Below are 21333 nucleotides of genomic sequence, written 5' to 3'. Positions count from 1 at the left end.
TATCGCTAACTGGAGGTTCACAACATTGTCACGCTTGTCAGCTGGTTTATCCAAAAACTACATATTATTGCTAATCGTCGTGTTCGGCGGGTTTCTCATTTTTGGTTTTTCCGAAAATATTAAAGGCCCTGCATTGCCTAGAATGCAAAGCGATTTGAAACTCGACGAGCTTCAAATCGGCGTTTTGCTAGCCTTCAATTCACTAGGGTACTTGCTCGCTTGCACGTTCACCGGCTGGCTGTCCAACCGCGCCGGGATGAAGCTTACGCTCTCGCTGGCATTCGGCTCCATGGTTATTTCCGGCGTTTGTATTTATTTCGCAGCCAATTATACCGCTCTCTCCTCTGCTTATTTTCTTATGTACGTAGGGAACGGAATGCTGGAGATTGGCCTCGCCATACTTGCAGCAAAAATTTTCATCAAAAATACGGGAACGATGATGAATTTAGCCCATTTCTTCTATGGGCTCAGCTCAACCTTCGCACCGATAATCGCGTCTTCGCTAATGGGCGTTGAAGTATTCGGCTCCGAGCTCGGCTGGCGGGGCATGTATATGCTCATGCTCGCCCTCTCCATCCTTCCGATGCTGCCTGGACTATTCGCGCGCTATAAGAACGAGGAGGAACCTGCGGCAGAGCGCGTTTCCTTGAAAGAGTTCGCTCGGGACAAAGTCGCTTGGCTAATCGTCGCCGTATTGTCATTTGGCGTCGTATCCGAGCTTGCCGTCGGCGGCTGGCTGGTCAACTTTCTCGAGAAAGCATATGGCTGGAGCAACGATTCCTCATCCAAAATGCTGTCCGCCTTTTTCTTCTGCTTCATGCTTGCGCGGCTCGTGCTCGGTCCCATAACGGACAAAATCGGATATACGATGTCCCTTATCATCCTGTCAGCCTTCTCGGGCATTTGCTCGGTTGCCGCCATCATTGCAGGCGAGTCTGGCGCCTTCCTCTTCGCTTTGGCCGGGGTGGGCATCGCCCCCATTTACCCTACGGTTATGGCTTTGCTGGCGAAACGCTATCCGAGAAACGCCGACATGGCGATCACATTCACCGTAACCCTGATGGGAATTGCGAGCGTTATCGGGAATCTAGCCATCGGCGGCATAATCGAATGGACCAAGCAGCTGTTTGCAGGCAGCGGCAGCTCGCAGGAAAGTCTCGTTGCAGGCTTGCAGGCCGGGTATTTATTTATTGGCGCTTGCGCGTTGCTTTGCTCGGTTACCTCTCTCATCCTATATCGCATGCTGAGGCGTGCGCAGCAGATACTGTAAGAAACACAAACAAGCCCTGAGCTCCTGCTTATGCAGCGCAACTCGGGGCTTGTTTTTCCTCATAACTAATCATTAAGTAGGGCGTGCTTGCTTCAACAGCATATTGGCGAAATATTTCCGGGCATCCGCCGTTTCGACCAGCATCGTCGCTTGATCTCCCCCGGGATGCTTAAGCTCCAGCCAATCGCCGCTGAGCCCCTCCCGGACTCCTGCAATCACATACTGCTGCTTCAGATAAGCATCAATCTTCTTCTTTTCTTCGGCATACTGCTCATAAGCTGACATTCGGCAGCCTCCTCGCTTGCTAGTGGCATACTTCTACCTACGTTGCTGGCGCATCAACCACTGTGGAAAATGCCTCGCTCCCTGTTTGAAAAGGAGCTCGCTTCAAATATCGGCCTGCAGCAAGCGAGCCGACGAATTGCCGGTCGCGGATAACGAACTCCCCACGCGACATGACGCTTACAGGCAGGCCAGTGACCGCCATCCCCTCGAACGGATTGTAATCCACGTTCATATGCTGCTTCTCGGCAGACAGCGTTCGCTGCGCCAACGGATCAAAGATGACGATATCCGCATCGCTGCCAACAGCAATCGTTCCTTTCTGCGGGAAGAGACCGAACAGCTTGGCGCTTCGCGTGGATACGATATCTACGAATTGGTTCAGCGTGATTCGCCCTTTATGGACGCCTTCCGAGTAAAAGAGCGAGAAGCGATCCTCGATCGTCGGTCCGCCGTTCGGAATTTTGCTGAAGTCACCGAGCCCCAGATCCTTCTGTCCCTCGAAATTAAAGGAGCAATGGTCGGAGCCGAGCGTTTGCAATTGGCCGCTGCTCAGCGCATGCCACAGCACCTCCCGGTGGAACGGCTCGCGGAGCGGCGGTGACCATACATACTTTGCTCCTTCGAAATCCGGCTTCTCCAGACTGGACTTGTCGAGCACCAAATATTGCGGGCATGTCTCGCCCCATATGTCCACGCCCTGCAATCGGGCTTCCGCAATTTGCCGCACCGCCTCCGCACAGGTCACATGGACGACGTACAATCTCGCGCCGGCGAGCGCAGCAAGCCTGGCAGCGCGTCCCGTCGCTTCCCCCTCTAGTATTGATGGTCTAGTAAGCGCATGATAGATCGGCTCCGTCTGTCCCGCTTCCAAAGCCTTTTGGATCAAGAACTCAATGACATCGCCGTTCTCGGCATGTACCATTACCATTGCGCCAAGCTCTTTTGCAGCCAGCATAGTCCTGAACAACGTACCGTCATCGGCTTGGAATACGTGTTTGTATGCCATAAACACCTTTAAGGAGGTAATGCCCTCCTCTGCCACGATCGATGGAAGCTCGGCAAGCACCTCGTCGTTGATCTCCCCGATCATAAGATGAAAGCCGTAGTCGATCACCGCTTTTCCGCCCGCCTTTTTATGCCACTCGGCAATCGATTCGCGCAATGGCTTTCCTTTTGCCGTCAGGCAGAAATCGATGATGGTCGTCGTTCCCCCGAAAGCAGCAGCCGTTGTACCCGTCGCAAAATCGTCTGCCGTGACCGTTCCGCCAAATGGCATTTCCAGGTGGGTATGCGGATCGATGCCCCCGGGGAATACGTATTTCCCTTCCGCATCAATAATTTCCGACGCAGTCTCCTCAAGCCCGAAGCCGATTTGCGCGATCACGCCATCCTCGATCAGCACATCCGCTTTGTACGTATCGGCTGCCGTAACGATGATCCCATTCTTAATGAGCCGCTTTGCCACCTATACCGCCTCCTTCTTGTCGGGATTATCCGAATCGTCGCCTTTTCCCAGAGCCGCAATTGCCGCTTGCCGCTGGTTCCAGCTAAGCGGCATCTCCGCAGAAGGTACCTCTACCATCGTAATCGCCCCTTCTACCGGGCAGACAATCGAGCAAAGGTTGCAGCCAACGCAATCCTCCTCGCGAACCTTGAGATACGCTAATCCATTCTCGTCCGAATGCCGCTCGATGCATTGGTGAGACGTATCCTCGCAAGCGATATGGCATTTATTGCACACGATACACGTTTCTTGTTCGATACGCGCTACTACCGCATAGTTCAGATCCAAGTCTCCCCAATTCGAGTACCGCTCAACCGACTTGCCGATCAGCTCGTTGACCGATAGAAGCCCCTTGCCGTCCAAATAATTGTTCAAGCCATCGATCATATCCTCTACGATGCTGAAGCCGTGATGCATGGCTGCCGTGCATACCTGCAAGCCTGTCGAGCCCATGAGTAGAAATTCAACCGCGTCCTTCCAGCTGGAAATGCCCCCTATGCCTGAAATCGGAACGCCGACTAACGGATTGCGTGCGCATTCCGCCACCATATTCAATGCAATCGGCTTTACGGCCGGACCGCAGTAGCCGCCGTGCGCCCCTTTCCCGCCAACATGCGGAATCGTATTCCATGTCTCAATATCAACGCCAGCAAGCGAATTTATCGTATTAATAAGCGAGATCGCATCTGCTCCGCCTCGAACGGCAGCCTTAGCCGTTGCCGTAATATCGGTGATGTTGGGTGTAAGTTTAACGATTACGGGCGTCCTCGCTACCTCCTTGACCCACATCGTCTGCATTTCGACCAAATCGGGCTGCTGGCCAGAGGCGGCGCCCATCCCGCGTTCAGCCATCCCGTGCGGACAACCGAAATTCAGCTCCAAGCCGTCCACGCCAATGTCTTCGACGCGTTTAACGATCTCATGCCATTTCTCCCGCTTCGGCTCAACCATGAGCGATACGACGACCGCATGGTTCGGAAACCTTCTTTTCGTTTCGTCAATTTCCTTTAGGTTAATCTCCAGCGGACGATCCGAAATAAGCTCGATATTGTTGAAGCCCGCAACGCGCTGCCCGTTGAAATGAACCGCTGCGAATCGGGACGATGTATTGATAATTGGGTCGCCGAGCGTCTTCCAGACGGCTCCGCCCCAGCCAGCCTCGAATGCGCGCTGAACCTGATAACCTGTGTTCGTTGGCGGTGCCGAGGCGAGCCAGAACGGATTCGGTGACGCAATGCCAGCCAAGTTGATGCGCAAATCAGCCATGCCGTTCCCTCCTCGCACCAAGCGTTTTGTAAATGGCGTATGCAGCCTTCTTCCCTTGCTGTGCTGCCGATACAACCATCGCCTCGCCTTGCCCCTCGCCAAAAACCACGTCGCCCGCAGCATACACGCGGGGATTGGAGGTTTGGCATGTTGCGGTGTCTACCGTTACGATTCCGCGTTTATGCGCAAGGCCGAGCTGCTCGATAAGCGGCATATGCCGCATCTGCCCAATCGCCTTAATAACCGCATCGACTTCCAGCATGAACGTAGACCCTTCGATCGGAACCGGCCTCCTTCTTCCGCCTGCTTCCGCCGCTTCCAAGCTCATCCTCTGGCATTCGATAGCCGTTACGTTGCCAGCCTCATCCCCGACGATCCGAAGCGGGGAGCTTAGCCATGCAAACTCTACGCCATCCTGCTTGGCGAACTCGAATTCAAAATCGTAAGCCGTCATCTCATCTCTGCTTCGGCGATAGACCATCTTTACGAGGGAAGCACCTAACCGCACGGAGCAAGTAGCTGCATCAACCGCCGTATTGCCTGCTCCAATTACAGCAACCCTCTTTCCGATCAGATCCTCCCGAAGCTCTGCTTTGGTCGATTCAATGAAATCGATCGCGTCGTATACGCCGGATAGCTGCTCGCCTTCAATGCCTAGACTCGGCACCTTAGACATGCCAATGGCAAGCACGATCGCATCATGTTCCGCTAGCAAATCCTCCACGCTTACGTCGATGCCGACTTGGGTGCTCGTCCGAATATCAACCCCGAGCTTTCTCACCTGCTCAATTTCCCAAAACGAGATGCGCTGCGGCAGTCTAAAAGATACGATGCCGTACGTATCAAGGCCCCCGGCCTGCTCCTTCGCTTCGAATATCGTAACGGCGAAGCCGAACCGCGCAAGCTCCCGCGCCGCTGAAAGCCCGGCCGGGCCTCCGCCGATGACGGCAATCGACTTCCCGTTGCTAGCTCCCGCGCTAAACAAGAGCGAGTCATTATGGATCGCCCAATCCGTCGCATATCGCTGCAGATCGCCAATCATAATCGGCTTCGACGAATGATTCAGTACGCAAGCCCCTTCGCACAGCTCCTCCGTCGGGCATACCCGGGCACAGGTGGCACCAACCGGATTCGCGTCCATGATTGCGCGGGCCGATCCTTTCATGTTGCCGGAAGCGATTTTTTTGATAAAGGAAGGAATGTTGATTCCCGTCGGGCATGCTTTAATACATGGGGCATCATAACAATATAGACAGCGGTTGGATTCTTCCGTCGCTTCCTTTGGCTTCATGCCTGCCTTCACCTCGGCGAAATTGCGCCTAAGCGAGTCAACAGGTATATACGCCGCGTTGACCGTCACGCTCATGCCGTATCCTCCTTATAAGCTCGCGATCTGATATTTTTGGCAGCAGAATCATGAACACGCTATTCCGTTAACCGAAGCGCCGTTCGGTAGAGCAGCTCTACTCCGAGCGCTATATCCTTCTCAGATGAGTATTCCTTCGGGTTGTGGCTGATGCCGTCCTTGCACCTGACGAATATCATCCCGTAATCGCAAACATAAGACATGACCAACGCATCATGAAAAGGACCGCTCATGAGCTCTGGGGGCGCAAGTCCCATCAAAGCCGCTTGCTCACGCAGCAACGTCCTCAGCCGTGGCGCGCAATACCTGGGATCGCTTCTTGTATCCTCCCTAATTGAATACGTCAAGCCATGCTCCGCGCAGGTCGACTCCATGAGTGCAATCAGCCGATTCTCCAAGCTGTTTCTGCGCGTTACGTCAATATCCCGGAAGTCAACGGTAAAGTTCACCTTCTCGGGAATGATGTTGCGCGAATCAGGAAATACAGACAGCGAGCCGACTGTTCCGACCGTCGGCGCTTCAGGATCCGAAGAAGCTAGCTCGTTCAGCCCCACTATAATTTTGGCGCAGCCGACCAGCGCATCCTGACGCATCGGCATCGGAACGGAGCCTGCATGCCCAGCGAAGCCAGTCATTTCGACCGTCCACCAGACGGGACCCGATATGCCGCTTACGATGCCAACCGCCTCGCCAAGCGCTTCGAGAATGGGGCCTTGCTCGATATGCAGCTCCAGGAAGGTGCCAATCCTGCCTGCTTCGAAGACATGCCCAGCGAACGCTGCAGGATCGCATCCGAAGCCCAGCAGCGCTTCCCTGCGCGTAACCCCATTTTTATCCGATCGCTCAAGCTCGCCTTGCTCCAGCCTTCCCGTCATCCCTCTAACACCGAACAAGCCTTTGTTGAAGCGGCAGCCTTCCTCGTCGCAGAAGGCAACCACCTCGATATTGGTGGAAGGCTTGATGCCTGCTTCGGCCATCGTCTGAACCACTTCGATCGCGCCAAGAACGCCGATTACGCCATCGTACCTGCCGCCATACGGCTGCGAATCGATATGCGAACCCAACATAAGCACGGGAGCTTCCTTATCTGCGCCTTCCAGCACGCCGATCAAATTGCCAAAGGGATCGATATGCGTTTCCATGCCCGCTTCGGCCATCCAAGCTTGAACCAGCCTTACGCCTTCACGGTCTTCAGGGGAAAGGGCGAGCCTGCAGACGCCGGTATCTCCGATCCTCCCAATTTGCCCCAGCGCATGAATGCGCTCGTGCAGCCTCTTTTCGTTAATGCCCATGCTTTTCAGGTCGCTCATCCCCCTCGCTCTGCCCAAAAGCCTGAAGCAGCGTATCGGCAATAAAAACGATCTCTTCATCGGTTGTCGATAATGGAGGGCTGAGCGTCAATATATTCATAAAACCCGGGACGGTATCGCCGTTTTTGCCAAGAAGCAGCCCTCTCTGCTTGCAGCCAGCAAGAATTGCGGTCACCCTAGCTGCGGAGGCCGGCTCCTTCGATTGTTTATCCTCCACCATCTCAATTCCGATGGCCGAACCGAATATCCGAATTTCGCCGACATGCGCATGTGATTTAAGCGGCTTGATTCGGTTTAGAAGCTCTTTCCCTATGAAAGCAGAGCGGCTAACCAAGTTTTCCCGCTCAAGTATTTCAAGATTTTTAAGCGCTACCGCGCAGGACACCGGGTTTCCGCCAAACGTATTGACGTGGCGAAAGTGGCTGTCGGGTCCGCTTTCTTTGAAGCTCTCGTACATTTCCGCCGACACGGCGGTTGCCGAAAGCGGGGAGTAGGCGCTAGTCAGCCCCTTCGCCATCGTCACAATATCGGGGCGAACGCCGAAGTTGAGATGCCCGAACTTTTGTCCGGAACGCCCAAAGCCGCATATGACCTCATCTACGATGAGCAGTACGTCATGCTTGTCGCAAATGCGTCGCAGCTTCGCCAAGTAATCATCGGGCGGGACAATCATCCCCCCGCCTGTAATGACCGGCTCCACGATAATCCCCGCTACGGAATCCGGGCCTTCCCATACAATCGCATCCTCATACGCCTGCGCGCATTGCGTCTCGCAAGCCCCCTTTTTCTGCCCGAACGGGCATCGGTAGCAATAAGGCGGCGGCACATGCGTGAAGCCTGCTCCAAGCGGCTCATACTTGAGCTTTCGCTGCGCTTGCCCCGTTGCGCTTAGCGCTCCCATGGAGTTACCATGATAGGCTCTGTGCCGTGAAATAAATTTGTGCTTGGACGCTTTCCCCCTCTGGTGATGGTATTGGCGTCCGATCTTGAATGCAACTTCATTGGCGTCTGAGCCTGAGTTGGAGAAGAATATGCGGTATTCGCCCTCCAGCCACTCGTTCAGCTTGGCGGCTAGCTCTATCGCTGGAACATGCGATTGAATGAGCGTAGAGTAAGCAATCGTCTTCATCTGTTCGGCGGCGGCATCGGCGATTTCTGCACGCCCGTGACCGACGTTGACGCACCATAGCCCTGACATGCCGTCCAAATAGCGGTTTCCTTCCATATCCGTAATCCAACTGCCCTCTCCGGACACGATGATCATCGGATTCTCGTTGTGGGGAGAAATATGATGCCATAAATATTTGCGGTCCTTCTCCAGCAGCGCTTCCTTTGCTTCCGTATCCCCTGCCGCCTCATTCACGCCCATAGCCTGCATCTCCTTCTTCGCGTCAGCCGCTTCTATAGTAGGGCGGACCGCGGTAGTGCGCCTCCGCGATCCTTACAGACTAGCCTATGCGGCTGCTTCGCCGTATCTGCCAAAATTGTTTTGTCGATTGCTGCTGCGGCTTTGCTTTGCATGTTCATCGGGCGTAGAAAACGGTTCATCCAATCTTCCATCGGTTAGCACAAGAAAACGTTTAAGCGGATGTTAGGTTCAAGATACATTCATGAGCTTTTATGTAATATTATATAACGTATCATTTCGAATGCATGATACACATTGGCTGAAAATGGGCTTCTAAAATGGACATTATGTCAAATAGAGCTGTTCAAGCTGTCTGATAGATTGGTAGATATGGACTAATTTTCGTTCACATAACCTCTACACTCTTGAATATATTGAGTAACAGACAAGAAATAAGTAAAGGTCAGCATAAGGGTCTCGCATACCGAAGCTTTAACTTATTGGAATGAGGTGAGGGGAATGGAGTCAGAACCGCTGTTTGTTGTGTCACGTGAGGATTGGTCGCTCCACCGCAAAGGCTATGAGGATCAAGCGCGGCATCAGGAGAAGGTGCATGAAGCAATTAAGCAAAATCTTCCCGATCTCGTTTCCGATGAAAGCATCGTTTTGTCGGACGGAAGGCGTACAATCAAGGTTCCTATTAAAAGTCTCGACGAATCCCACTTTATATACAACTACAACAAAAAGCAGCATGTCGGACAAGGCGACGGCGATTCGCAGGTAGGCGACGTGTTAGGCGTAGACCCGCAAGCTGCCAAAGGACCAGGCAAAGGGCAGGATGCGGGCGATCAGCCAGGCGAAGACGTCGTAGATACCGAAATAAGCATTGATCAGCTCGAGGATATGCTGTTTGAGGAGCTGGAGCTGCCTAATCTCGAGCAGAAACAAAAGGATCAGCTTCAATCGACCGAAATCGTGTTTCACGACATTCGGAAGAAAGGCATTATGTCCAATATCGATAAGAAGCGCACGTTAATCGAAAACCTGCGCCGCAACGCCAATGCGGGAAAATCCGGCATAGGCGGTATTTCACCGGATGATTTGCGCTACAAAACATGGAATGAAATCGTAAAGCCGCAATCGAATGCAGTCATTCTTGCGCTGATGGATACCTCGGGAAGCATGGGTTCTTTTGAAAAATATTGCGCGCGCAGCTTCTTCTTCTGGATGACACGTTTCCTCCGACGCAAATATGAGCATGTAGAGATTGTATTTATCGCCCATCATACGGAAGCCAAGGAGGTTACGGAGGAGGAGTTTTTCAACCGCGGTGAAAGCGGTGGGACGATCTGCTCCTCTGCTTACCAGAAGGCGCTTGACGTCATAGACAGCCGTTATCCCACCGCGAATTGGAACATCTATCCCTTCCATTTCTCGGACGGAGACAATCTAACCTCTGACAACGAGCGGTGCGTGAAGCTCATCGGGCAGCTTATGGAGCGCAGCAACATGTTTGGCTATGGCGAGGTTAATCAATACAATCGCAGCAGTACGCTTATGTCGGCCTATAAGCATATCAGCCATAAAAAATTCATGTATTCGGTTATCAAGGAAAAAGGAGAGGTTTATAAGGCGCTTAAAACCTTCTTCTCTAAGCAAGTAACCGGGACCTAGATATCCGTTTCTCGTAGAGAAGAATACTTTATCGCGAGTAAACATAAAGTCTTATATTTAAAAAATCCCGTCTCGCTGCTTACGCGGCAAGGCGGGATTTTTTGGTTTACGCGTCCTCCCTGTCGGGATCCGTGCCTTTCGTTTCCTTTCCCATAATCAGGACGGCAAACGCTCCGATCAGAATGGTAATGAAGAAAATCATAAATATCGATGTTATTTCGAGCTTTTTGGCGACCAGCATGCCTACCAGATACGGACCGATAATACCGCCGACACGGCCAAAGGACGCCGCGAATCCGACACCCGTTCCGCGTACCGCAGTCGGATACAGCTCAGGCGTATAGGCATACATGGCGCCCCATGCGCCAAGATTAAAAAACGATAAGCAAATGCCTGCGGCAATCAAGCTTCCTTCGGTCTCGGCATTGCCAAACCATAACGCGCTTGCAGCCGTCAAAACAAGAAAGGAAACCAGCACGAACTTGCGCCCAAACTTCTCGATGAAATACGCAGCCGTAAAATATCCAGGCAGCTGTGCGATCGACATGATGAGCACGTATTGAAAGCTCTTGACCAGATCGAATCCTTTCAGCACCATGACGGAGGGCAGCCATAGAAACATGCCATAGTAAGAGAAAACGACCGTAAACCATAAAACCCATAAGGTTATCGTTGCCCGTCGATGCTTCATAGACCAGATCGAGGCCACCCGTTTCTTAATGGAAATTCTTTTGCCCTGCTGCGCTAAGTAGCTTGGCGAATCCTGAATCGCCCTCCGCAAGTAGAGTGCATAAAAAACAGGCAAGGCGCCAATCAAAAATGCCAGCCTCCAGCCGTAATGCGGAATCACAAAATATGAAATCAACGCAGCTGCGATCCAGCCGCCGGCCCAGAAGCTTTCGAGCAGCACCACGGCACGCCCCCTCTCTGCAGCCGGAACGGATTCCGATACGAGCGTCGAGGCAACGGGCAGCTCGCCGCCAAGCCCGAAGCCCGCAATGAACCTCAGCACGCAGAGCAGGGCATACCCTGCCGCCAAAGCTGATAATCCGCTTGCAACGGAGAAAATAATGAGCGTCCACATCAGAATGGCACGCCGTCCGTAACGATCTGCCATAAGGCCCGCAATCGCTGCCCCGGCAGCCATGCCGATCGAATTAATCGCCATCAATAGGCCGATCTGCTGCGCGCCAAGCTGCCACTCCACTGCAAGCGCCGTTACGATGAACGAGATCATGCCGACCTCCATCGCATCGAACAGCCAGCTAAAACCTGCGCTTATTAACAATTTCCGCTGCTTAGGCTCACGCAGCAACGCCATATTTCCCATAAAGTAAACTCCTTGTTTGTTTCTCCGATTTCGTTATTCATTATATATCACAATCATACGGTCTTGAATCTTACTTTCGGCTTTCCCTATAGTGTTGCCCGTAGTTGCCCGCTTTACATAAACGCAAAAAATAGAGCCGATCAAACGGGACTTAACTCCGCCTGAACCGCTCTGTTTCATTTCCGCATACTACTTCATACAGCTCATTCGCCATTCGTTCATGAAAGGCTCGGCTCGGATGATTGATTCCGTTCGCTAAATAATGGTGAATATCCTCGCCTTGCCCTTCAAGCTTTGCCCATAGCGAATAAAAATCTACGACAGGAACGCCATGCTCATCCGCAAGCTTTAGGAGCGCCATGCGATAGGCGTGGAGATGTCCTTCATCATGCAGCTGTAGGAAGCTGTCGATAACGGCTTGATCGCGCTCATGCACTCGTTTATTATCGCGTTTCATCATCATCCCCGGTATAAGAACGACCACATCGGCATTCGTCTTAGCACGCCCCGACCGAATAAAGAAGGACATCGTCTCTATGAATGCGCCTAGCCCGTTACGCCCCCCTCGTGCATCATTCAAACCGAAGCCAATTGTGAGCAGGTCTGGCTGATGCATGAGAACGTCTCTGCTCCAGCGCTGCAATGCCTGCACGGCCGTACCTCCCGCAGCTCCTGCATTGATTACGTTCAACACCGTTTTGGGATAGAGGGCTTCAACCGCTCTGCGGAAATACTGATGGTACACCTGCTCATATTCCATCGTATCGTACTCCATGAAGCCTTGTGTTACGCTGTCTCCGAACGCGACATAGGTTACGGGAGCAGCATGCGCATCAGTTGCTTTCTCGGCTAGTCTGCTTCTAAACCTTTCAAAGCTACGCTCACCCATCCATAGACTCCTTCACTTGTATATCTCCAACCATTTCCCATTTCACCACATGATGCTGAGCGGGGTGCCTGAATGCTGGCGCATCATCGGCATCTGTGCTAAAAACCTGGACCGTTATTTCCTTACCCTTTAAGTGATCCAGCCGTCATCTGCATAAACGATTTGTTCGCAATCATATAGACGATAAGCAAAGGCAAAATCGACAAGCAAGCCCCCGCAAGCATATAGTGCGTCTGTACCGCAGCCGATGCCCCATAGCGCAAATAGGACAGCCCTACGGTCAACGTTTGCAGCTCGGGCGTATTCATCGTGAACACGAGCGGCCGCAAATATTCGTTCCATGCTCCGCAGAATGTGAACAGTGCACCTACCCCAAGACCCGGTCGAAGCAGCGGCAAAATGATTTTCCAAAAGATGCCCGCATTGGAACAGCCATCAATTCGTGCAGCCTCATCCAGCTCTTTCGATATTCCCTTGAGAAAGCTGAGCAAAATAAAGAAAATATAGGCGTGGCCGCTAATCAGAATAAGAATAACACCCCATAAGGAGGTATGCAGATGCAGCTTGATCATCAGTTCGTATTGCGGGCGAATAACGACCGCTCCGATCGAAATAAACATAGTTGAGGCTTGAATAGCGACGAACAACGCTTTGCCGGGGAAATTCATCCGCTCGACTACGTAAGCCGCCATGGAAGCGACAATAAGCGTACCGATCGTCGTCACGCCGCTAAGCATCAGGCTGTTCCACGTAAAGCGTGAGAAGTTAGCCTGCACCCAAGCTTCCGCGAAATTCTCGAAATGCCAGACCGAAGGAAGGATCGCTCCCCCGGTCGTTAGCTCCGCATTGGACATAAACGATCCAAACAGGGTCACAACGATAGGGAAAATGATGAGCAGCGCCGTTGCCAGCAGAAAGATCCAGAGGAGCACGCGTCCGCCCCAGCCGTTTTCCCGAAACGGATTTCGTCTAATGGTTTGGTTCGTGTAAGGTATAGCTTCCGTCTTCATGGCGTCCTCCCTTATTGCATCTTATTTAAACGTTTTGATAGCATGTGGTACAGAAGCGTAATGATGCCCACGATAACGGCTGTCGTAAACCCTACCGCGCTGCCGTAACCGAACTGCTGGTCTACAACGGCACCCGAGGACGGCGTAGGGAAAAATAACTTATACACGTACAAGTACATAACCTCCGTTTTGCCGATTGGCCCGCCTTCAGTCAGCACCATAATCGTCTCGTAGCCCTTCAACGAGTTGATGATGGCAAGCATGATAACGATTTGCAGCACAGGACCAAGCATCGGTATCGTCAAATACCAGAATTGCTGTCTTTTGTTTGCTCCGTCAAGCGATGCGCTCTCATAGACGTCAATCGGAATATTTTGAAGACCTGCTAGGAATAACAGCATGTAATTCCCAACGGCGCCCCACACGGCAATCAAAATCGTCGTCATCATCGCGTGTTTTGGACCGAGCCAGTCGATTCTTTCGGAGATGATATTGAACTTCAGCAAATATTGATTCAATACGCCGTTATAGGAGTTGAAGATGATAAAAAACACGACGGCCATAACAGCCGAGCTAATAATCGTAGGCATGAAATAGATCGCTCTAAGCAAATTCCGTCCTTTCAGCTTCTGGTTTAAAATAACCGCGAGCGCCAAGCAAAGAGGAATCGTGATGATAAGCTTGCCGCCTGCGTACACGAACGTATTGACTACCGATTCCCAGTACTGCGTGTCTCTCAAGAGCCTTTGAAAATTGTAGAAGCCCGTAAATTTCGCTTCTCCGTAACCCTTGTAATCATAAAACATATAGCGGATGGCCCACCCAAGCGGATAAATGCCGAGAACCACCGTTAATATAAAGCTCGGAAAAAGGAACGCATAAGAAAACCCGATCTGACGCACTTTATTCATCATTTCCACTCCCGTACAGTCTGACTTTTGGAGATAGGAAAGGGCGGAGTCTGCACTCCACCCTCCTGATTAACCCATAGCGTGCAGTTACTTCGCGCCAAGCTTCATTGGATCGAAATCCGGCATAGGCTCTGCTTTAACCTCACCGCTTGCAATCGCTTTATCAAGCGCTGCATTGTATCTTGTGTTCAAGTCTTTGATGATCTCATCCAAATTACCTTCGCCGAGCATATATTTGAAGAATGCGTCATTGCTTTTGATGCCTTCAACGGTTACCGTCGGGTTCAGCGGCCAGGTTCCGTCATTTTCAGTAGGAAGGAAGCCCTCGATGCCGTTAATATCCGGTTTGCTTGCTGCTGCGGAAATGGAAGGAACCATCGAAATGCCAAAGCCTTTTTCATGGTACGTTTTCAGAATCTCATCCGCATACATGTACTCCATGAACTTCCACGCTGCCTCTTGGTTTTTCGAGGAGCTGTTGATCGCCAGCCATTGACCGCCTACGAAGGAGCTTGCGCCTTTAACGGTTCCATCAATGGATGGTACCGGTGCCGCAGCCCATTCGATCTTCGCCGGAAACTGGTTTTTGTAAACGCCAGGCTCCGACGAGAAGGAGATGTACATACCGATCTTGCCTTCAGCAAATTGAGCGCGAAGCGGATCGATATCGAGCGCTTCCATGCCAGGAAGCGTGCTGCCATCGTCATACATTTGTTTGTACGCTTGAATGATGTCTTTAAAGCCCGTGAAGTCGAAACGTGCCGTTTTGAAATCGTAGCCGAAACCGCCGATACCGCTCACTTCCGCAATGACGCGAGCCGAACGACCGAATGCGCTGTCAGGGCTCTTGAAGTTCAATGCGAAGCCATAGGCACCGTCCGCTTTGCCTACCTCCGTCATTTTCTTCGCTGCGTCAACCATTTCGGCTAAGCTTTTAGGGGGAGATGCAATGCCCGCTTTGGCGAACAATTCTTTGTTATAGACGAGCCGGAGTGTTGAACCGTAGTTCGGCAAGCTGTACACCTTGCCGCCAATTTGGTTAAAGTCCTGAATGAGCGGGAACTCCTGCTTCATTTGTTCGGTCATTAGGCCATCGATTGGAGCCAAGTAGCCTTTCGACACGTAAGCTTGGATCGTATTTTCTTTGACGCGTAGCAAATCCGGCGCTTGTCCGGAAGCAAAGGCGAGATCGATCGCTTGGTTGTAGTCGTCCGTTTTGACGACCATCTCCACCTCGATGTTGGAATCATTGGTGTCGTTGAAGCTTTGAATAACCTCTTTGATGTAGTCCATGTCATGGCGGTCGCCGGTCCAGTAAACGATCTTTGTTTTTTTCTCGTTGCTTGCCGGGGCTGCCGCTTCTGATTCTGCTGGCTTATTGGTCGCTTCGTTGCCCGCGTTGCCGCCTGAATTGCCGCATGCCGCTAGTGTGACTGCTAGAAATGCGCTGAGCACAACCGTTCCGATTTTTTTGTACATGTGTAATCCTCCCTTTGTAGGTGAAGCTTTATTGCTAGCTCCTTAACTATAAAAGACTCGCCTCGAATTGGTAATGAGGGTAGCTTGCGAATAGGGGCAGATATTTCGTGTTTATGCTCAATCGGATTTGACCGACCTGCCGAGCGAAATTTCCTTGAATTCGGTAGGCGTCAGGCCCGTTTGCTTTTTGAACACTTCGCTGAAATAACGCCGATGCTCATAGCCGAGCTCCTGTGCGATCTCCTGTACCTGATAGTCATCGATGAGCATTGACTTGGCCTTTTCAATCTTCGCTTGCGTAACGAATTGCTGGAAGGTTGTGCCGGATACCTTTTTGAATAAATTCGAATAATAGCCCCAGCTCAGATTCGCTTGCCGGGCACAATGCTCCAAAGTAAGATCCTGCTCCAAATTCGATTTGATGTATTCGATGGAACGGTATATGATTTTTTGCGATTCACTGGCATGCTCTTTATCCACTAGCCGGCAGCCAATATCGCATAGTTCCAACAGCCATTGGCGGTATTCGTGCAGAGAGGCGCGACTGCCTCCCCTGGCTTCCTTGACTTTCGCTTCGAATTCCGCCAAATGCTCGCGCGGCAGCTTCTCTAGCAATACGCGAAGCATTTTGAGAGAAAGCCCATGAAACAAATGCTCGACATCGCTAGGCGCAGGCAGCAAGGCTTGGTTCTGCATCTCATCGAATATAGCCGTCAGCCATGCCATCGTCTTCCCCCGGTTGCCGGAGCGGAAGCTGAATAGAAACTCATTTTCGCTATCCGCCGTATAAACCCAAGCTGCCGAGCCCGCTTGCGTATGCGTGCTGGAGAGGAAGGCCCCGTTGCCTCCGGTATAGAAATGATAGGACAACGCGCTGAGCGCCTGCTGGTAGCTCCTTGGCAGCTCGCGCACTTGGCCTGCCTCTTGCCCGATTCCGATCGATATCGTAAATTTCGTATGATTCGCGATATTTACGCAGCAAACGTCGGCAAGCTGAATCAGATGCTCCTGCGACAGCATATGAACGATGCAAACATAGCGGTTGAGCGCTTCCCGAAACACAATAGACGGCGCGAAGGCGGACATGGTTTCCTCCACGATATTTTGCAAAGAGAACCTGGCAAGCTCCAGCTCCTTCACCACTAACGAACCATACTTATCCATAAATTGATCGATCTGAATAACCATTACGGCAAATGGTGCCGGCAAGGGCGGCAGATCAAGGAAGCCCCACCACTGCGCGATGTCTGACTCATCCGTCTGATGGTGGACAAGCAAGGACATATACTCCTGGCGAAGCGCCGGCAAGCTCTCCTTCATCTTCTTCTCCAGCTCGACGACATGCAGCCTATCCAGCTTGTCCTGCTCCCATGCTTCTTTCGCCTTGACGACAACCTTAATGATATCCTCGATGGAAAACGGTTTTTTCACATAATCGAGCGCACCGTACTGAATCGCTTTCCGTGCATATTCGAAATCGGTATACGCGCTTAATATAATAATCTTGCTATGCGGCAGCATTTCTACGATACGGCGTGTCATCTCTAGCCCATCCATCTTGGGCATGCGAATATCCGTGAGAATAATATCCGGCTGCTTTCTCGCGATGACTTCGAGGCCTTCCTCGCCGTTCATTGCACTGCCTACGACCTCGATTCCGTATTGGCTCCATGGAATTTTGTTTTTGAACATGTCTACCACACTGCGAATATCGTCAACGATGCATAGTTTAACCAACTGCTTCATCTGATCCATTCCCTTCCGTTTGTCTCGGGATCCAAATCTCGATTACTGCCCCGCCTTCATTATTATTGCTAATTTCCATTCGCTGCAGCTCGCCATAATAAAGCTGCAAGCGATGGAAAACATTCCGAAGCGCATATCCTTCCTTTAGCGTCGTTGGATGAATGATATCCGCTTTGAGCCGTTCCGGCACGAGACCCTCGCCATTGTCCTCCACCTTCAAGTACAGCCACTGCTCCTCCGTACGTGCAACGATATGAATTTCTCCGCCCGACACGCGGTTTTGGAAGCCGTGCAAAATGCTATTTTCAACAAGCGGCTGGATCATAATCTTTGGTATCTCGCATTCCAGCAGCTCAGGCTGCACATCGATATGGCAAACGAACAGCTCCTCGTAGGATAATTGCTGGATCGCCAAATATTGCCGAACATGATCCAGCTCATCATTCAGCGAAATAAGATCCCGGCCGCCGCTTAGGCTAATCTGGAACATTTGCGACAGCGCCAATATCATTTCATTGACATCCCCATTCTCGCCAAGCACTGATTTGCAATAAATCGTATTTAACGTATTATAGAAAAAGTGCGGATCCATCTGAGCCGACAACGCCTTGATTTCTGCTTTTCGTTTCTCACTCTCCCTAATTTTCACATCCTCAATCAACTGCTGGATTTCATCAAGCATGCGGTTGAAGCGGAAACCGACCTGCGAAACCTCGTCCTTGTACTCACTCTCGAAACGTACGCTGAGGTCGTTTTCCTCTACTCGCTTCATTAATTTCTGCAGGCGGAATAATGGCCTAAGCAGCACATACGTCAGGTTGTTCGCAATAAACAAAGACAGCAGCAGGAAGCCTAAAATGACAAACGAAGTGCCTCTCTTGATGCCATTAAGCTTGGCAAGCAAATCAGCCCGTGATTGAACCCCGACAATCATCCAATCCTCCTTGGCTTCAAGCCGTGAATAGTTGACCAAATACTCCTTTCTGCTGTCGCTAAAGAAAAACGAGCTGCTCATGGCATCCGTCAGCCGATTTACAAAGCCAGCCTGTTTCGTAATAGGCGTGGCCTCTGTTTGCCTCGACATATTCACTTCATCCCCTGCGGAATCAACGAAATAGTATTGTTTATCTATGGTCGAGAGATTCTCCATAAACAAATCCAGCAGATCGTCTTCCTTCACGTTAATGACCACATAAACATCCGTTGCAACCTCTCCTAAATCATTAACTCCCTCAACAACGAGCGAGATCACGTTCTGCTTGTCCATAAAAAAATCATCCTCATGGCCTTTCGTCCAAAAGCCTCGTTTGATTTGCTTGAAATGATCATATAAGTCCGATTCATAAAATGATTCCTCTGTGTCCCGCACGTTCGAGGTATGGTAATAATCACCGATCGGCGAAGCGATCAGAATGCTGTCAATCATGGAATCGTTAAATTTCACCTGCGAAAAAACAGGCTGCAGCGCCGTCCACGTTTTGTAGTATCGGCTGCTGTCTTTATTCTGGGCATCGGTCATCACTTGCTTGAAGGGGTCGCTGAACATCAGCGCTCTTACCGCAATGCCAATGTTTTTGAGCCTTTCGTTCACGATTTGAGCGGATTGATTCACTGTCTCCTGGCTGGACTTCAGCGCGTTGCTTTGAATCTCCTTAGAGGCAATCAAATAAGCAATGCTACCGGTCGCTGTAATTCCGAACATGATGAGAATGACAAAAGCCAACCAAATGCGATGTTTAAGCGAAATCGTATAAAATAACCTTTGAGCTGCTGTTTTTGCCTTCATCTGCTTTATCATCCTCGTACACCTCTTTCGGGTCACCTTGCTTTAGACACACTCTTTTTCATTATAACGTCTGACGCAAAACGGATATATGCGGGAAATCACGGATTGAGGGCAGGTTTCTAATGGTGTTTCAGGCTTCTGCCCAACCTGCTTTTCACTTGATCATACGCCAAGCTTCAGCATGTGAATATATGTTTGCAGCAAAAAAGCCTTAACTCGCAAGGAGTTAAGGCTTTTGCCGCTAATTCATTGGGTTCTGCTCCGTTGACAGCTGGTCAAGGCTTTTGAATTCGTACCCTTGCCGCCTTGCCTCGTCCACGATTCGGCCAAGTGCCTCCGTATTATCCCTCGATACGGAGTGCAGTAATATGATTGCTCCGGGATGAAGCTGCTTCACTACTTCGCTGTACGCATATTGGGATCCCCTTTGCGCATTGACATCCCAGTCCTTATAGGCAACAGACCAGAATACATTCGTATACCCGAGCTGCTTGCTGGCAGCAAGCACATGTTCGCTAAAAATGCCTCTTGGCGGTCGAAGATATTTCATTTCCTTCTGCCCGGTGAGTATCTCGACTTGCGCCTTTACTTTCTCAAGCTCAGACTTGATGCTTTCCTGAGACAGCTGAGACATGTCTGGATGGCTCCAAGAATGGTTCCCCACAATATGCCCTTCCACCGCCATCCGTTTAATAAGCTCCGGCTGATCCTTTACGTAATGCCCGGTAACGAAAAAAGCGGCAGGCACTTGCTTCTCTTTAAGCACATCCAATATGCGCGGAGTAAATCCATTCTCGTAGCCATTGTCGAAGGTGAGATAAAGCTCCTTTTGATTCGTATTTCCAAGAAAGAGCGCCCCATGCTTCGTAACGATGCTTTTGAAGCCCTCCTCGTCTATCGAAGGCAATCGTCCCTCCACGCTTTTCTTAAAACCGAAATGATATACGCCAGGCTGTCCCCAAGTGGATATCGGGCTTATGCTTATCACGCACAAAAGCAGGGCACACCAAGTTATTACTCTAAGTCTCAAACTCAACAGCAGTGACCTCCTTCGTCTGTTGCACTATGGCGGGTAAATGGCATACTGCGCTTATATTTCCCCATATATGCACAAAAAAACCGCTATTCCGCAAGTCGAATGGACTTATTGGAATAGCGGTTTATATGTCGTTCATTGATTATAAAATGGTCGGGACGACACGATTTGAACATGCGACCCCCTGGTCCCAAACCAGGTGCTCTACCAAGCTGAGCTACGTCCCGAGAAAAGATGGTGCCGTCGAGAGGACTTGAACCCCCAACCTACTGATTACAAGTCAGTTGCTCTACCAGTTGAGCTACAACGGCACATCGATTATGTCCGCCTTTATGAGGCGGTTTGCGATACTGCTTTGTAATGCTAAGCAATATCTAGAGAAAAAGTGGTGCCGTCGAGAGGACTTGAACCCCCAACCTACTGATTACAAGTCAGTTGCTCTACCAGTTGAGCTACAACGGCATATCCATTATGTTCACCTTTGAAAGGTGATTGGTTGCGGGGGCAGGATTTGAACCTGCGGCCTTCGGGTTATGAGCCCGACGAGCTACCGGGCTGCTCCACCCCGCGTCGTTACAAAAATATTGGTGACCCGTAGGGGACTCGAACCCCTGTTACCTCCGTGAAAGGGAGGTGTCTTAACCACTTGACCAACGGGCCTTGAAAAAATAGAGAACGGAGAGAGAGGGATTCGAACCCTCGCACCACTTACGCAGTCTAACCCCTTAGCAGAGGGTCCCCTTGAGCCACTTGGGTATCTCTCCAAACTTGGCTCCCCGAACAGGACTCGAACCTGTGACAACTCGATTAACAGTCGAGTGCTCTACCAACTGAGCTATCAGGGAAAATATGGTGGGCCCTAGTGGACTCGAACCACCGACCTCACCCTTATCAGGGGTGCGCTCTAACCAGCTGAGCTAAGGGCCCTAAGCATAAACATGAATCTTATGTAAGATCTAACGTTTAAGCACGGACAGGCACATTGCGCCCTGAAAACTGAATACGAAAAATCAGGTTTGCTGAACCTTTACTGCTGCTGTCTACCGGATGTATGGGTCACGGTAAACGTGTTTAGGATAAGCCCTCGACCGATTAGTATTCGTCAGCTACACACATTGCTGTG

16 protein-coding genes and 8 tRNA genes are annotated in these 21333 nt (G+C 51.1%); 2 read left to right on the top strand and 22 right to left on the bottom strand.

Features of this window, described 5'->3' with window-relative positions; genetic code table 11:
- Window positions 1-25: 25 nt before the first annotated feature.
- On the top strand, window positions 26-1270 hold the full coding sequence (locus tag AC0YN3_RS26255; RefSeq protein ID WP_475777871.1) for an MFS transporter: 1245 nt from the start codon (window positions 26-28) through the stop codon (window positions 1268-1270).
- A 72-nt stretch (window positions 1271-1342) separates the two neighbouring features.
- On the opposite strand, the gene AC0YN3_RS26250 is transcribed toward AC0YN3_RS26255, so the two are convergent.
- Genes AC0YN3_RS26250 through AC0YN3_RS26225 form a run of 6 tightly spaced genes read right to left on the bottom strand, consistent with a single transcriptional unit; the run spans window position 1343 to window position 8370 of the window.
- Window positions 1343-1555: a hypothetical protein gene (locus AC0YN3_RS26250; RefSeq protein ID WP_475777870.1), complete on the bottom strand. Its 213-nt coding sequence runs from the start codon at window positions 1553-1555 to the stop codon at window positions 1343-1345.
- A 37-nt stretch (window positions 1556-1592) separates the two neighbouring features.
- Entirely contained in the window at window positions 1593-3020 is a 1428-nt protein-coding gene (gene hydA / locus AC0YN3_RS26245) for a dihydropyrimidinase (RefSeq protein ID WP_475777869.1), read from the bottom strand.
- Window positions 3021-4325 (bottom strand): NAD-dependent dihydropyrimidine dehydrogenase subunit PreA, encoded by a 1305-nt coding sequence (preA, locus tag AC0YN3_RS26240; protein WP_475777868.1) that lies wholly within the window; start codon window positions 4323-4325, stop codon window positions 3021-3023.
- A complete protein-coding gene (locus tag AC0YN3_RS26235) occupies window positions 4318-5691 on the bottom strand; it encodes an NAD(P)-dependent oxidoreductase (RefSeq protein ID WP_475777867.1) in 1374 nt (457 codons plus the stop codon). Before AC0YN3_RS26235 ends, preA begins: the two co-directional genes overlap by 8 nt.
- 59 nt (window positions 5692-5750) lie before the next feature.
- Window positions 5751-7001, bottom strand: a complete 1251-nt coding sequence (locus AC0YN3_RS26230) for a M20 family metallo-hydrolase (RefSeq protein WP_475777866.1) — start codon at window positions 6999-7001, stop codon at window positions 5751-5753.
- Window positions 6973-8370 (bottom strand): aminotransferase, encoded by a 1398-nt coding sequence (locus AC0YN3_RS26225; RefSeq protein ID WP_475777865.1) that lies wholly within the window; start codon window positions 8368-8370, stop codon window positions 6973-6975. Before AC0YN3_RS26225 ends, AC0YN3_RS26230 begins: the two co-directional genes overlap by 29 nt.
- Before the next feature lie 498 nt (window positions 8371-8868).
- On the opposite strand from AC0YN3_RS26225, the gene yhbH reads away from it, so the two are divergent.
- Complete coding sequence (gene yhbH, locus AC0YN3_RS26220) at window positions 8869-10023, top strand: sporulation protein YhbH (RefSeq protein WP_475777864.1); 1155 nt, start codon at window positions 8869-8871, stop codon at window positions 10021-10023.
- Window positions 10024-10129: 106 nt separating this feature from the next.
- Here the strand turns inward: yhbH and AC0YN3_RS26215 are convergent, their stop codons facing one another.
- From AC0YN3_RS26215 to AC0YN3_RS26140, 16 genes are all read right to left on the bottom strand, one after another.
- Window positions 10130-11353, bottom strand: a complete 1224-nt coding sequence (locus AC0YN3_RS26215; RefSeq protein WP_475777863.1) for an MFS transporter — start codon at window positions 11351-11353, stop codon at window positions 10130-10132.
- A 151-nt stretch (window positions 11354-11504) separates the two neighbouring features.
- Window positions 11505-12242 carry an SGNH/GDSL hydrolase family protein gene (locus tag AC0YN3_RS26210; protein ID WP_475777862.1) on the bottom strand — a complete coding sequence of 246 codons (738 nt, stop codon included), beginning with the start codon at window positions 12240-12242 and terminating at the stop codon, window positions 11505-11507.
- A gap of 122 nt (window positions 12243-12364) precedes the next feature.
- Entirely contained in the window at window positions 12365-13252 is an 888-nt protein-coding gene (locus AC0YN3_RS26205; protein ID WP_475777861.1) for a carbohydrate ABC transporter permease, read from the bottom strand.
- 11 nt (window positions 13253-13263) lie between these two features.
- Window positions 13264-14163, bottom strand: coding sequence for a carbohydrate ABC transporter permease (locus tag AC0YN3_RS26200; protein ID WP_475777976.1), 900 nt, complete (start codon window positions 14161-14163; stop codon window positions 13264-13266).
- Between the two features lie 87 nt (window positions 14164-14250).
- The gene (locus AC0YN3_RS26195) at window positions 14251-15642 is read right to left on the bottom strand and encodes an ABC transporter substrate-binding protein (protein WP_475777860.1); all 1392 of its coding nucleotides are present in this window, start codon (window positions 15640-15642) and stop codon (window positions 14251-14253) included.
- Between the two features lie 117 nt (window positions 15643-15759).
- The gene (locus tag AC0YN3_RS26190) at window positions 15760-17388 is read right to left on the bottom strand and encodes a response regulator transcription factor (protein ID WP_475777859.1); all 1629 of its coding nucleotides are present in this window, start codon (window positions 17386-17388) and stop codon (window positions 15760-15762) included.
- Window positions 17372-19174: a sensor histidine kinase gene (locus AC0YN3_RS26185; RefSeq protein ID WP_475777858.1), complete on the bottom strand. Its 1803-nt coding sequence runs from the start codon at window positions 19172-19174 to the stop codon at window positions 17372-17374. Before AC0YN3_RS26185 ends, AC0YN3_RS26190 begins: the two co-directional genes overlap by 17 nt.
- Window positions 19175-19415: 241 nt before the next feature.
- On the bottom strand, window positions 19416-20174 hold the full coding sequence (gene pdaA / locus AC0YN3_RS26180; protein ID WP_475777975.1) for a delta-lactam-biosynthetic de-N-acetylase: 759 nt from the start codon (window positions 20172-20174) through the stop codon (window positions 19416-19418).
- 186 nt (window positions 20175-20360) lie between these two features.
- A tRNA-Pro gene (locus tag AC0YN3_RS26175) sits at window positions 20361-20437 on the bottom strand.
- Between the two features lie 8 nt (window positions 20438-20445).
- Window positions 20446-20521 (bottom strand) — tRNA-Thr (locus AC0YN3_RS26170).
- A gap of 75 nt (window positions 20522-20596) precedes the next feature.
- A tRNA-Thr gene (locus AC0YN3_RS26165) sits at window positions 20597-20672 on the bottom strand.
- Window positions 20673-20703: 31 nt separating this feature from the next.
- A tRNA-Met gene (locus AC0YN3_RS26160) sits at window positions 20704-20780 on the bottom strand.
- Window positions 20781-20795: 15 nt separating this feature from the next.
- Window positions 20796-20870: transfer RNA gene (locus tag AC0YN3_RS26155), tRNA-Glu, on the bottom strand.
- Between the two features lie 16 nt (window positions 20871-20886).
- Window positions 20887-20974, bottom strand: a tRNA-Ser gene (locus AC0YN3_RS26150).
- 5 nt (window positions 20975-20979) lie between these two features.
- Window positions 20980-21055, bottom strand: a tRNA-Asn gene (locus AC0YN3_RS26145).
- A 5-nt stretch (window positions 21056-21060) separates the two neighbouring features.
- A tRNA-Ile gene (locus AC0YN3_RS26140) sits at window positions 21061-21137 on the bottom strand.
- Window positions 21138-21333: the final 196 nt, after the last annotated feature.

It is taken from the genome of Paenibacillus sp. J22R232 (genome assembly GCF_056269165.1).
The sequence above is the reverse complement of the archived record's forward strand: the minus strand, read 5'-3'. Positions and strand labels throughout refer to the sequence as shown.